Here is a 13,909-nt window from a genome sequence, read left to right as displayed (position 1 = left end):
TTCTATATCTGTTTTTAAGTTCTTCTACTGGCAAATGGGGAACTATCGTTGCTGTTCTCGGCATCACTTTTTAAGTCTGAAGTTTTAACTATTATAGCGTGGCTTTGACAACTGGATTCCGTATCAAACCTGGATTCCGTATCAGGCGTAAAAGTCTCCATTGAGATAAGCACAGCGTTGCTTGAGGGCTTGTGGAACGTTCTGACGTTCCCACTGAGCGCCGGAAATCTTGAGACGCCGACCAATCGGCTTGACCGTCGATTCAATGGCTCCAGACCTGTTAGACGACAGCAATTTGACTCGCAGTCAGAGACGGCGTTCCTTCCAAAATTGCCAGGAGTACGGGGGAACCGGCGGCCGTTCCATCGATGTCGAAACTCAAGTGTCCCGTAGTCGTATCGTATAGGAACGTGGGATCGCTGCTGAGAGGCGTCGCATCGGCACTGCTGACGAAGACTCCCGTGTCCGAAGCCGTGAAACTGAGAGCGACCCCCGCTTGTAAACCCCCGCCGAATCCCGTCGCCGAAACCTCGATCGCATCGTCACTACCGAAATCTGTCAGCACGTCCGTTCCCTCGCTGGGGGCGTTGTAGGCGACAGTATCCGCACCGCCACCGCCGGTTATCGTATCCGACCCCGCACCGCCGTTTAAGAGGTTGTCGCTGGCGTCGCCGTCGAGGGTTTGCGCGCCTTCGTTCGATCCCGCATAGAGAGGAATTAAGAAACCGTTCCCCCGTTGCGTAAAGCTCGTGTTGTTGATAATTTGCTCCGTGACGCCGTTTTGCGTGTCTTCGACGAGAATCTCGTAACTTCCGACGTTGTAACGCGATTCTCCAACGCCCGCGATCGTCAGTTGTGAGTCCGTGTTGATAAAGGCCGGGCGATCGACCGGAATGCGATCGCCGCCTCCCGCCGGATAAATCAAGCCCCCCAGGACTTCCGTGCGACCGCCGTTGAGGTTTTCCACGACGACCCCTTCTTTCTCCGTTTTCAACCCCAAAATCCACAAATCCGAGCCGTTGTTAACGATGTTCGTCGTAGCCACTTCCGGGTTGAGTTGGCGGGCCCAAACCTGCTGTTGGTTAAACTCCCAACCGCCGATGGTCACGTCTTCAATAAAGACCTTACCGCCCGTGACGCTGTTGCGATACGCCGTTCCCGAACTGGTCAGAACGTTCCGTACCGTCAGCGGTTGCGTCGTCGCCTGATCGAACCAGTAGAAGCTACCGCCGCCGCTGCTGCCCCAAAACCGCTCGATCGCCACCGGGTTCGTCGTCCCCTCAAAGCGGAACACGGGCTGGTTTTGACTTTTAAGGGGATCGCCGATCGAGAAAATCGTTTGATAGGACAAACCCGTGATGGTTTGCACTCCATCGCCGACCGTCAACGTATCGTTAATATCGTAATTTCCTTTGGGAAAGTAAACCGTCGCCGCCCCACTGTCCAACGCCGCTTGAATCGCCACCGTATCGTCGAGACCGTCGTTGGGAACCGCCCCGAAGTCCGTCGGACTGACCCAGTTCGCGACATCGCCGTAAATCACCTCGGGGGCGTTTTCAACCAGTAAGTTTAACGAGGTTTGCGCCGAGGGAAACGTACTGTGAATCGCTTGAGAAACGTATTCATCGATGCTGTTTCCGGGGACGACGACGCCGTTGTTGTCTAACGCCGACGCGTAACCGGACGTGGCGACATTGCGAGCGTAGAGGGTTCCGGCGTCCATTTCGATCGCAGAATTCCCCGAAGACCCACCGCTAAACGTACTGTCGAGAACCGTAACGATACCCCGTTGTTCGGTGTTGCGAATCGCCGGGACGCTGTTGTTGCTGGTGAGATTGTAGAAGGTGGAAATATTTCCTTGGTTGAGGACGCCGACAACCCGTTGGTTCGACAGGGAAACGTTTTCAAACACGTTGCTGTATTCGTTGTGGTCGGTTTCGATCCCCACGTCGAACCCTTCGATATTGACGTTTTGAATCAGTGCAGGGCCGGGCCAGGGGGTCGTTAGCGCCAATCCCGTACTGCCTTGGAAATTGGGATCGCTCGATCGAATGGTGACGTTTCGCAGACCCCCTTGGTTGTTGTTTTGGAACGCCACGCCGATCGCACCGGGGTTGTCCGATCCCACGTCGATCGTGATATCGTAAATCGAATTTTGGAACGCCTGACCCGTGCTACCCGTGCCGTTAAACATATCGATCAGGGGCTGCGGACTGTTCGTGTTGCCGAACACTTCGACACCACTTTCGGCTTTAATAATCGTATTTTCCTGACTTTCGCCCAAAATCGACAAGCGGCGATCGTCGCCCCAGGTTAACGTATCGCTGATGAGATACGTACCGTCGGGAAAATAAACCGTGCGGTTGGCGGCCATCGCTGCCAGAATCGCCGCCGTGTCGTCGGTGACGCCGTTTCCCGTCGCGCCGTAATCCTTGACGTTGGCGATATTCGCCCCGCTGGGCAAATTGAATCCCGGCGTCGCGAAATCGTCGTTGAGAATCGTACCGATCGCCGCGTTATCGACGATCGCCGCCTCCGTCGCGTTGCCGAGAGCGAGGGAAAAGGTTTCGTCGTCCTCGATGTCTCCATCACCCTGTATCGGAACGGTTACCGTCTGTTCGATCGTTCCGGGGGCGAAGGTCAGCGTTCCCGAAACCGCCGTGTAATCGACTCCCGCCGTCGCCGTTTCGTCGCTGGTGGCGTAATCGACCGTCACCGTTTCGTCGCTGGAGTCTGAGAGCGTCACCGTAAAGACGAGATTCGACGTTCCCGCGTCTCCTTCTGTTACCAGCACGTCCCGAACCGTGACCGTCGGATTCGGATACAACTGACTTTGAGGAATCACCTGACGCGCTTGCGAAGAACTCGACCACAGCAACTGCGCCGTCGCACCCCCTTGATTTTCAAAATATTCGAGTTTGATGTTGTAGTGCTGTCCGGCTTCGAGGGCGATGGTTCCCGTGTGTTCGGTCGCCCCTTGAAGTTGCCAGCGATCGATAATCAGTTCGTCGTTTACCCACAGCCGCACGCCGTCGTCTGTAATCGTGTGGAAGGTGTAGGTTTCGGTAAAACGGGGTTCGATGTCTCCCGTCCAGCGCACGGAGTAAAAATCAGAACCGAGTCCGCCAGCGGCAGCACCTCCACCCCAGCTAAAGTTCACCGTCGCGTCGGTACGCGTTCTCACGAGAGTATTAAAGTTCGTCCCGTTGAAATACTGACCGGTCAATCCCGTACCGCTGGCGTTGACGAAATCGTTATCGACGATCGTTAACACAGCGCTATCTTGCGACCCGATCGCCGCCCCTCCCGTGGGACTGTCTAGGGACAGGTTGAGGGTTTCGTCTCCTTCGATCGCGTCGTCGTCGACGAGGGGAATCGCGATGGTTTGCGTCGTGTTATCCCCATCGGCAAAGTTAACGGTAATGGGCGTGTTGTCGTAATCATCGGGACTCGTCGCCGTCACGTCGCTGAGGCTCAGCGTCGCCCCCACCGCACCGCTGATGCCGCCTTTGCGGGCTACTTGTACCGCTGCGATCGCCGTTCCGTCCTCTCGCACGCTGAAGGTCAAATCGCTGAATTCGAGAGTTCCGGGGTTCGTATCGAGGGGATACAGTTGACTCGTCGGGACGATTTCCCGATTTTGAGAGGCGCTCGACCATTCCAGTTGAGACACCGCCCGTCCTAAATACTCGTAGTAATCGACGCGAATATCGTATTGTTGCCCCGCGTTAAGCGCGATCGTAGCGCTGTTGGTCGTAGGGGCTTGAATTTCCCAATCGTCGATGAGGAGTTGGCCGTCTACCCACAACCGCACGCCGTCGCTGGTGGTGGTATAGAAGGTGTACTCTTCAGCGTACAGCGGTTCGATTTGCCCCTGCCAGCGTACGGCAAAGGTATCGTCGTCCACCGCTGGGTCGGGCATTCCATTGTCCCAGTTGAAGTCGATGGTGGGATCGGTGCGGGTCAGCACCAAGTTGGCAAAATCGGGAAACTGACTGTCGTGGTCGTAGTAATATCCCGTCAGCCCGGTTCCGGTTCCCACACTGGCGTCGTTATCGACAATGTTGACGCTGGCGGTGTTTTGAACGCCGAGGGTCGCTCCACCCGTGGGAGAGGTCAGGGTCAGATCGAAAGTTTCTTCGCCTTCAACGAGGTCGTCGTCTACGACGGGAATCGAAACGACTTTATCAGTGTCGTCGCCGTCGTCAAAACTGACGGTAATAGGACTGCTATCGTAGTCGTCGGGACTGATGGCGGTTCCGTCGCTGAGTTCGATGGTGGCACTGACTGCCCCAGTACTGCCTCCGCTGCGACTCACAGTCACGTCGAGGACGGGCGTTCCGTCTTCGCGAACGCTGAATTCGGGGGCGGTAAAGGCCAGACTCCCGCGCGGTAGGTTGGGGTCGGGATAAAGCTGACTCGTCGGGACGATTTCTCTGGATTGGGAGGCACTCGACCATTCCAGTTGAGACACCGCCCGTCCTAAATACTCGTAATAGTCGATACGAATATCGTATTGTTGCCCCGCCTCCAGGGTAATCGTGGCGCTGTTGGTGGTGGGGGCTTGGATTTCCCAATCGTCGATGAGGAGTTGGCCGTCTACCCACAACCGCACCCCGTCGCTGGTAGTGGTGTAGAAAGTATAGGTTTCGGAGTGTTCGGCTTCGATTTGACCTTGCCAGCGTACGGCAAAGGTGTCGTCGTCCACGCTGGGATCGGGCATTCCGTTGTCCCAGTTAAAGTTAACGGTGGCATCGGTGCGGGTCAGGACGAGGTTGGCAAAATCGGGAAATTTGCTGTTGTGGTCGTAGTAGTAGCCAGTTAAGCCGGTGCCACTTCCAGAGGGGGAAGAGGGAGTCGAGGAGGAATCGTTGTCGGCAATGGTGACGGTGGCGCTGGTTCGAGCGCCGAGAGACGCGCTGTTAGTGGGGTTGACGAGGGTAACATCGAAGGTTTCGTCGCCTTCGATGAGGGTGTCGTCGGTGATGGGAATAGAGACGACTTTGTCGGTGGTGTCTCCGTCGGCAAAGCTAACGGTAATGGGCGTGTTGTCGTAGTCGTCGGGACTGACGGCGGTGATATCGCTGAGATCGAGCGTGACGTCGATCGCGCCGCTGCTGCCCCCGGTTCGGCTGATGGTGACGGCGGCGATCGCACTTCCGTCTTCGTCGTAACTGTACTCGGTGGCAGTCAGTTCTAGAGTTCCGGCGTCGCTGCTGCTGGCGGAATCGGGATAGAGCTGACTCGTCGGGACGATTTCTCTAGATTGGGAGGCACTCGACCATTCCAGTTGAGACACTGCCCGTCCTAAATACTCGTAGTAATCGATGCGGATATCGTATTGTTGCCCCGCCTCCAGGGTAATCGTGGCGCTGTTGGTGGTGGGGGCTTGGATTTCCCAATCGTCGATGAGGAGTTGGCCGTCTACCCACAACCGCACCCCGTCGCTGGTAGTGGTATAGAAGGTATAGGTTTCGGAGTGTTCGGCTTCGATTTGACCTTGCCAGCGCACGGCAAAGGTATCGTCGTCCACACTGGGATCGGGCATTCCGTTGTCCCAGTTGAAGTCGATGGTGGGATCGATACGGGTCAGGACGAGGTTGGCAAAATCGGGAAATTTGCTGTCGTGGTCGTAGTAATATCCAGTCAGACCGATGCCGTTACTCATGATTCTTAAGGTGGGATAAACAGGGTCGTCGTATCGTTCTCGTTCGGTAAAAACCTCGAGTCGGTTGGGGTCAAAGCCCACTGCACCCAAAAACACGTCAGCGTCGGACGCGAAGGAAGTTTAGGCTCTACAACACTCTGCCAACGGGATGCCAGAGCGGAGCAAAGGACTAAATAAGGTTTTTTGTAAGTAAATTCAGTGTATTCTTTGAGTCTCAACCTCATTATGGAGTCGGGGATCGGGCTTTTCCGAACTTGCCTCCGTATCTTTACTGAATCTATAAAAATGGCGATCGCAAACTCTGCGTGAATTTGCGATCGCTTTACGGAATCTTTAAAAAGTGTGTGGAAACGATCGCTTACGCCACCACTGCAATTTGACGGGCTTCGAGGTCGGGCGTCGTCTCTAAAATGGCGAGCGTTACCGGGGCCCCGGCCGCCGTTCCGTCGCGATCGAAACTCAACTGTCCGGTCTTCGTATCGTAGAGGAAAGTCGGGTCGGGACCGATCGGTTTGGCATCGGGTTCGCTGACGAACGTACCCGTTTTCGCCGCCCCAGAACTCAGGGGAACGCCCACTTTCAAACCGCCCCCAAATCCCGCCGCCGAGACGGACAGAATATCGTCGCGATCGAAGTCTTTGAGAACGTCAGCCCCCTCTTGCGGAACGGTATACGCAAAGGTATCGACGCCCCCACCTCCGGCGAGGATGTCCGATCCCGCCCCGCCGTTCAAGCGGTTGTCGCCAGTGTCGCCCTCGAGCGTTTCTGCGCCTTCGTTCGATCCGGCGTAGAGGGGAAATAAAATGCCCGTCCCCCGTTGGCTAAAGTTGAAGTTGTTGAGAATTTGCTTCGTGACGCCGTTGCGGGTTTCTTCGACGAGAATTTCGTAACTCCCGACGCCGTAACGGGATTCTCCGACGCCAGCGACAGTCAGTTGCGAGTCGGTGTTGATAAACGCCGGGCGATCGACCGGAATGCGATCGCCGCCCCCCGAGGGATAAATCAACCCGCCGAGGATTTCCGTGCGGCCGCCGTTGCGGTTTTCGAGAACGCTCCCCTCTTTCTCGGTTTTCAACCCCAAAATCCACAAGTCCGACCCGTCGTTGATAATGTTCGTCGTCGGGAGTTCGACGTTGAGTTGGCGGGCCCAAACCTGCTGTCGATCGAATTTCCAACCGCTCATCGTCACGTCTTCAAGAAAGACTTTCCCCCCAGTGACGCTGTTGCGATAGGCTTCCCCGGAACTGGTGAGGACGTTTCGCACGGTTAGCGGTTGCGTCGTGGCGTGGTCGAACCAATGGAAATCGCCGCCCCCAGCGTTGCCCCAAAAGCGTTCGATCGCCACGGGAGTCGTCGTCCCTTCAAACCGAAACACGGGCTTGGCTTGGCTTTTGAGGGGGCCGTCGATGGTAAAAATCGTTTGGTAGGACAAGCCGGTTATCGTCTGCACGCCGTCGCCGACGACCAACGTGTCGCTGAGGTTGTAGTTCCCTTGGGGAAAGTACACCGTCGTCGCCCCAGTCTCCAACGCCGCCTGAATCGCCGCCGTGTCGTCGAGGCCGTCGCTGGGAATCGCCCCAAACTCTTCGACGTTGACCCAGTTTTCCACTTCGTCGTACACCACGTCTGGCATGGGTTCGACGGGTAAATTTAGGGAGGTTTGGGCTGAGGGAAAGGTACTGTGAATGCGGGTCGAGACGTATTCGTCGATCGCGTTTCCGGGAACCCTGACCTTGGCATTCTGCAACGCCGAAGCATAACCGGAGGTGTTGACGTTGCGGGCGTAGAGATTACCCCCGTTCATTTCGACGGCCGAGCGATCGGCATCTCCCCCGTCGAGGGTACTGTCCACCATCGTTACCACCGCGAAGCGATCGATATTGCGTAAAGCCGGGACGCGATTGTTGCTCGTGAGGTTGTAAAAGGTAGAAATATTGTTTTCGTTGTGAAATCCGACGACGCGCTGGTTAGAAAGCGTGAGGTTTTCAAAAACGTTGCTGTATTCGTTGCGATCGGTTTTGATGCCGATATCGAACCCTTCGATCGTGACGTTTTTCGTCAGCGACGGGCCGGGCCAGGGCGTCGTCAAGGCTAACCCCGTATGACCGGCAAAGTCCGGGTCGCTCGATCGCACCGTTACGTTTCGCAGTCCGCCCTGGTTGTTGTTCTGGAAATCGACCCCGATCGCACCGGGATTGTTCGCCCCCACATCGAAGGTGATATCGAAAATCGAATTTTGGAACGCTTGTCCCGTACTGCCTCCCAAAAAGGTATCGACGAGGGGTTTCGGCTTCGCCGGATCGCCAAAGCTGTCGAGATTGTCCGCTAACTTCACGATCGTTTTGTCGCGACTCTCTCCCTGCATCAACAACCGGCGATCGTCGCTCCACTTCAAGGTATCGCTGACGAGATACGTACCGTCGGGAAAATATACCGCCCGATTGTCCGCCATCGCCGCCAGGATAGCCTTCGTGTCGTCGGTGATGCCGTCCCCTTTCGCTCCGTAATCGCGCACGTTCGCAATCTTCGTCCCCCGAGGCAAATTCCGACCCGGCGTCCCGAAATCGTCGTTGCGAATCGTCCCCACGGCTTCCCCATCGACGATAACGGCCTCGCTAGCATTCTGAAGAACCAGAGATAAGGTTTCGTCGTCTTCGATCGCCCCATCTCCCTGCAAAGACACCGTCACCGTTTGTTCGACCGTTCCGGGATCGAACGTCACTGTCCCCGAGGTCGCACGGTAATCGTCTCCCGCCGCCGCCGTTCCGTCTCGGGTGACGTACTCCACCGTTACCGGGTCGTCGCTGGGGGCAGACAACCGCAATGCAAATACTAAATCCTGCGTGGTTCCCGCGTTTCCTTCGAGGACTTCGGCGTCGTCCACCGTCAAATCGGGATAGGGGTAAAGCTGGCTTTGGGGGATAATTTCGCGGTCTTGGGAGGGACTCGACCACAGTAACTGTGCCGTTGCGCCTCCTCGATTTTCAAAGTATTCGAGTTGGATGTCGTAGCGTCGACCGGCTTCGAGGTCGAGAGTTCCCGTATGTTCGGTCGGCCCCTGCAACTGCCACCTATCGATAATCAGTTCGTCATCGACCCACAATCGCACGCCGTCATCGGAAATGGTATGAAAGCGGTAGGTTTCGTTAAAACGCGGCTCGATTTCCCCCGCCCAGCGAACGGAATAGCCGTCGTCAGCTAAGCCGTTGGCAGGGTTGCCCCCTTGCCAGTCGAAATTGACAGTGGCATCGGTACGGGTGGCAACGAGGCGATCGAAATTCCGTCCGTCGAAATACTGTCCCGTCAACCCGGTTCCGTTGGCTTTGACGAAATCGTTATCGACGACCGACACGACGGCGGTGTCTTGGGTTCCCAAGGTCGCGCCTCCGGTGGCGTCGGTTAAGGTCAGGACGAGCGTTTCTTCGTCTTCGATGCGATCGTCGTCCACGAGGGGAATTTCGACGGTTTTGGGGAGGTTGTCGCCGTCGGCAAACTTAACCGTAATCGGGACGTTGTCGTAGTCGGCGGGACTGGTAGCGGTTCCGTCGCTGAGGGCGATCGCCGCCGCGATGTCTCCTTCGAGGCCTCCGGTACGAACCACTGTGACAGCAGCGATCGCGGTTCCGTCTTCGTTGAGGCGGAACGTCGGGGCTTGAAATTCCAACGCGCCGGGATTCGCCGCCAGAGGATAGAGTTGGTTCGTCGGTACGATTTCCCGCGATCGCGACGGACTCGACCATTCCAACTGCGACACGGCGCGTCCGAGGTATTCGTAATAATCCATGCGAACGTCGTATTTGCGCCCCGGTTCTAAGGTAATGGTGGCGCGGTTGGTGGTGGGGGCTTGGATGTCCCAGTCGTCGATGAGGAGTTGGCCGTCTACCCACAGGCGCACGCCGTCGCTGCTGGTGGTGTAGAAGGTGTACTCTTCGCTGGAGCGATTCTTGGCGACTGTATTAGCTCCTGGGTCGCTATAGGTTTCGAGTTGACCGAACCACTGCACGGCGAAGGTATTGTCGTCTAACCTCGGATCGGGTGCGTCGTTTTGCCAGTTGAAGTCGATGGTGGGATCGAGGCGGGAAACTACCCGGTTAGAAAAGTCGGGCGATCGCCCGTCGTAGTCGTAGTAATAGCCGGTCAAACCGGTTCCGGTACTGGGGGCGAGATCGTTATCGAAAATATTGACGGTGGCGGTGTCTTGAGTTCCCAGCGTCGCGCCGCCGGTGGGATCGGTGAGGCTCAGGTCGAGGGTTTCGTCCCCTTCGATGCGATCGTCGTCGACAATCGGAATGGAAATCACTTGGTCGGCGGTGTCGCCGTCGTCGAACTCGATGGTAATCGGGGCGTTGTCGTAGTCGTCGGGACTGGTGGCGGTTCCGTCGCTGAGGGCGATCGTCGCCCCGACGATTCCGGTACTGCCACCGCTGCGGCGGACGGTCACGTCGAGAACGGCGGTTCCGTCTTCGCGCAGGCTAAACTCGGGGGCGCTAAAGGCTAACTGGCCTCGGGGGAGTTGGCGATCGGGATACAGCTGACTCGTCGGAACGATTTCCCTGGTTTGCGACGGACTCGACCATTCCAACTGCGACACGGCGCGTCCTAAATACTCGTAGTAGTCGATGCGAACGTCGTATTGTTTCCCCGCTTCTAGAGTAATGGTGGCGCTGTTGGTGGTGGGGGCTTGGATGTCCCAGTCGTCGATGAGGAGTTGGTCGTCGATCCACAACCGCACCCCGTCGCTGGTGGTGGTATGAAAGGTATAGTCTTCGGAATAGCGAGGTTCGATTTGTCCTTGCCAGCGCACGGCAAAGGTATCGTCGTCGAGTCGGGGATGGGGCGCTTCGTTGTCCCAGTTAAAGTTAACGGTGGGATCGGTGCGCGTCAAGATAAGGTTAGAAAAGTCTGGTGTCGAGCCGCGATGGTCGTAGTAGTAGCCCGTTAATCCGCTACCCCGTCCCAGTGGCGTGGGAGCGACTTCGTTATCGACGATGGTGACGATCGCGCTGTCCTGCACGCCTACCGACGCGCCGCCGCTGGCATCTCGCAAGGTGAGTTTGAGGGTTTCGTCGTCTTCGATCGCGTCGTCGTCAACGATTGGAATGGAGATTATTTTCTCTGTCGTCTCGCCGTCGGCAAAGGTGACGGTAATCGGCGTGTCGTCGTAATCCTCGGGACTGGTGGCGGTTCCGTCGCTGAGGTCGAGGGTCACGGCCACATCGCCGCTGATGCCTCCGGTGCGACTGACGGTCACGGCGGCGATCGCACTTCCGTCTTCGTCGTAGCGGTATTCTGAGGCGGTCAGTTGCAGAGTTCCCGCACTGCCTCGGTTGGCGGTATCGGGATAAAGCTGACTGCTGGGGACGATTTCGCGGGGTTGGGAAGCACTCGACCATTCCAACTGCGACACCGCCCGTCCTAAATACTCGTAGTAGTCGAGGCGGATGTCGTATTGTTTTCCGGCTTCGAGAGTAATCGTCCCTCGATGTTCGCCGGGGGCTTGGACGTTCCAGTTGTCGATAAGGAGTTCTCCGTCAATCCACAACCGGACGCCGTCGCTGCTGGTGGTGGTGAAGGTGTAGGTTTCAGAGTACCGGGGTTCGATCCGTCCGAACCAGCGCACCGCGAAGGTATTGTCGTCTAGCTGGGGGGCGGGGGCGTCGTTATCCCAGTTGAAGTCGATGGTGGGATCGAGGCGGGTGAGGACGAGATTGGCAAAGTCAGGGGATTTGCCGTCGTGGTCGTAGTAGTATCCGGTGAGACCGATGCCGTTACTCATGTTTTGTTCTGTCTCGACGATAAGAACGTGCGAACCGGGTTCTCGGACGTTATCTGTCCTGTGTTCGCGATGGAAAACTGTCCACCCCGACGACGAACCCGGTTAAATTTGGACGACGATCGACGCACCTAAACGGCGATCGCTCGATCGGGCAGACTCGTGATGGTTATCGAACGGTCGGCCGATGGCGATCGCTGCTGGCTCAGCTTAGACGGCTCGAGCCAACCTGGGAGAGTTGAAGCACAGATCCGGTCGAGAGTTCCTCAGTATCTTCACGGAACTTATACAAAACTTCACAAGAAGACTCCGAATACTGATGGGAGCTTTACGAAAACTTTAAAAAACTCCCTTGACGTTTTGTGCCGAGCTATACATTTTCAGAGCGATCGCTGGCACGTTCGTTGTGGGGGCCAGTGGGAAACGCTCAATAGGATAAAGCGGGAGTCTGACCCAAATACACATCGTCCGTCAGTTGCTTCAAAATGAAGTCCGCCACGTCCGCACGGGAGATTTCGAGCTTTAAGGTCTTGTCGCTGCTGGGAAAACCATGTCGGTACCGACCCGTTCGACTCCCCTCGACAAAAGCACCGGGACGCACGATCGTCCAATCCAGACGACTCTGTCGAACGTAGGCTTCTTGCTGCTCGTGGTCGGTAAAGACCGCTCGCAACAGAAATCCGAACATGACGTACTTCCAGAAGAAGTTGAGATTTCCCCAACTGTCTCCCGCTCCGAGGGTCGATTGACAGATGAAGCGTCGGACGCCTGCTTTCTCCATCGCGTCGATAATCTGTCGCGTCCCTTCCGAGCGGATCGTTCCCGTCAGTTTCTGGCCGGAACCGAGGACGCACACCACCGCGTCTTGACCCCGTACCGCTTGCTCTACCGACGCGGCATCTGTGACATCTCCCCGAACCACCTCGAGATTGGCGTGTTCGAGGTCGAGTTTGGCGGGATCGCGAGCAAATGCTGTCACTGTATGTCCCCGTTCGAGTGCCTGCTCGACGACTTGGCGACCCGTACCCCCCGTCGATCCGAAAATCAGTACTTTCATAATGTGTTCTCCTGAGCGTTGATATTCTCAGCTTAGGAACGCGATCGCCGCGAGACTATCTAATTCTTGCGAAACTATCGCGATCTTGCGATCGATTTTTCCTTCTCGGGTCGAACCCTCCAAAAAGGGCATCCAAAAATCGCGTATAGTTGGCACTAGACGTACTGGGCTGGCATCGTGAAACCAACGGCTCCCCAACAGGCTCGACCCCATGCTTTCCCGACCCGGTCTAATCCGACTCGAGAGTGGGATTACATTCGGGTGACACAGTTTCAACACCCCGCCGGAGAAGGAACCTGTCGCTACGACGACGAGCATACGCTGAGTCTGTCCCTCGTCTCTCGTCCCGTGCAGATGTTGCAAAGGCAAGCCGGAAAGACCTATTCGGGACTGTATGGAAAAGGTGATTTTTCCATTACGCCAGCCAACACGCCGCTGTTCGTTCGCTGGGAGAGCGACGATAATTACCTGCAAATTCGGCTAAACGCTCAGTTCCTTCAAAGCGTCGCTCGAGAAACCTTCGATCGGGATAGCGATCGCCTAGAATTAATCCCTGCTTTTCGGACTCGCAATCCCCAAATCGAAGTCGTGGGTATGATGCTGCTCGGCGAACTCCAGCAAGACACTGCCAATCGATTGTACGTGGATTCGCTGGCGAACGTCTTAGCCGTGCATTTACTGCGGCAGCACGCCACGACGCAACCGCAGTTACCCGTTTACGAGGGAGGTTTACCCCAACATCAACTGCGGCAAGTGTTGGAGTACATCGACACCGATTTGGCGGCAGATATTAAGCTGTCCGATTTGGCAAGTTTGCTCGATATGAGTCCATTTCATTTCAGCCGTTTGTTCAAGCAGTCCGTTGGGATGTCTCCGTATCAATATTTAATTCACCAACGTATCGATCGCGCCAAGCAATTGTTGACACAAACCGATCGACTGATTACGGATATTGCCTTACAGTGCGGCTTCAACAGCCACAGCCATTTGAGCAAGCAGTTTCGGCAGTTAACTGGAACGACGCCGAAAGCCTACAGAAGCCAATGAAGCTCACCCCACCTGCGAGGCGCGAGATTGGGGGGGTGCATCTCAAAAATGTAAATTCATTGAATTGGGCGCACTCAATTTCCAGATCCCCGGCATCTCCAAGATGCCGGGGATCTTATACCGGAAGTGCTAATCGGGAATTTTGCCACCCCAAACTGATGTTTTTGCAAAAGTGAGATGCACCCCCGTCCTTCTAGGACGGTTAACTTATGTTAAAAATAAAGGGCTCTTCCGATTTTGTTATGCAAAAAAATACTAATTTAACCCCAATTTCGATATTTGAAATTCAAAGCCGAAATTCTGTAAAGCTTGCAGAACTTGACATAGAGCGATCGATTAATGTAGAATAAATTTAATTATTTAG

Annotated in this window: 4 protein-coding genes and 1 pseudogene; 1 reads left to right on the top strand and 4 read right to left on the bottom strand. The window is 56.0% G+C overall.

What is annotated here, in order from left to right; genetic code table 11:
• Positions 1-141 precede the first annotated feature (141 nt).
• The 4 genes and pseudogenes from POG22_RS14810 to POG22_RS14795 form a co-directional block, all read right to left on the bottom strand.
• A pseudogene (locus tag POG22_RS14810) lies at positions 142-276 on the bottom strand (ISKra4 family transposase); the annotation flags it as partial.
• A 4-nt stretch (positions 277-280) separates the two neighbouring features.
• Positions 281-5,668, bottom strand: a complete 5,388-nt coding sequence (locus POG22_RS14805; RefSeq protein ID WP_498906095.1) for a PA14 domain-containing protein — start codon at positions 5,666-5,668, stop codon at positions 281-283.
• A gap of 358 nt (positions 5,669-6,026) precedes the next feature.
• Positions 6,027-11,444: a PA14 domain-containing protein gene (locus tag POG22_RS14800; RefSeq protein ID WP_498906094.1), complete on the bottom strand. Its 5,418-nt coding sequence runs from the start codon at positions 11,442-11,444 to the stop codon at positions 6,027-6,029.
• A gap of 424 nt (positions 11,445-11,868) precedes the next feature.
• Positions 11,869-12,498 (bottom strand): NAD(P)-dependent oxidoreductase, encoded by a 630-nt coding sequence (locus POG22_RS14795; RefSeq protein WP_498906093.1) that lies wholly within the window; start codon positions 12,496-12,498, stop codon positions 11,869-11,871.
• Positions 12,499-12,675: 177 nt separating this feature from the next.
• Between POG22_RS14795 and POG22_RS14790 the strand changes: the two genes are divergently transcribed.
• Positions 12,676-13,545: a helix-turn-helix domain-containing protein gene (locus POG22_RS14790; protein ID WP_498906092.1), complete on the top strand. Its 870-nt coding sequence runs from the start codon at positions 12,676-12,678 to the stop codon at positions 13,543-13,545.
• Positions 13,546-13,909: the final 364 nt, after the last annotated feature.

Source organism: Geitlerinema sp. CS-897 (assembly GCF_028368005.1).
In the GTDB taxonomy this organism is placed as follows: Bacteria; Cyanobacteriota; Cyanobacteriia; order Cyanobacteriales; family Geitlerinemataceae; genus Baaleninema; species Baaleninema simplex.
Note: the sequence above shows the minus strand (reverse complement) of the source record. Positions and strands in the feature narration are given on the sequence as shown.

Bases quoted from the DNA above. Each gene is read 5' to 3' on its own strand.
- POG22_RS14800 (WP_498906094.1), bottom strand. From the start codon at position 11,444: ATGAGTAACGGCATCGGTCTCACCGGATACTACTACGACCACGACGGC.
- POG22_RS14805 (WP_498906095.1), bottom strand. From the start codon at position 5,668: ATGAGTAACGGCATCGGTCTGACTGGATATTACTACGACCACGACAGC.
- POG22_RS14795 (WP_498906093.1), bottom strand. From the start codon at position 12,498: ATGAAAGTACTGATTTTCGGATCGACGGGGGGTACGGGTCGCCAAGTC.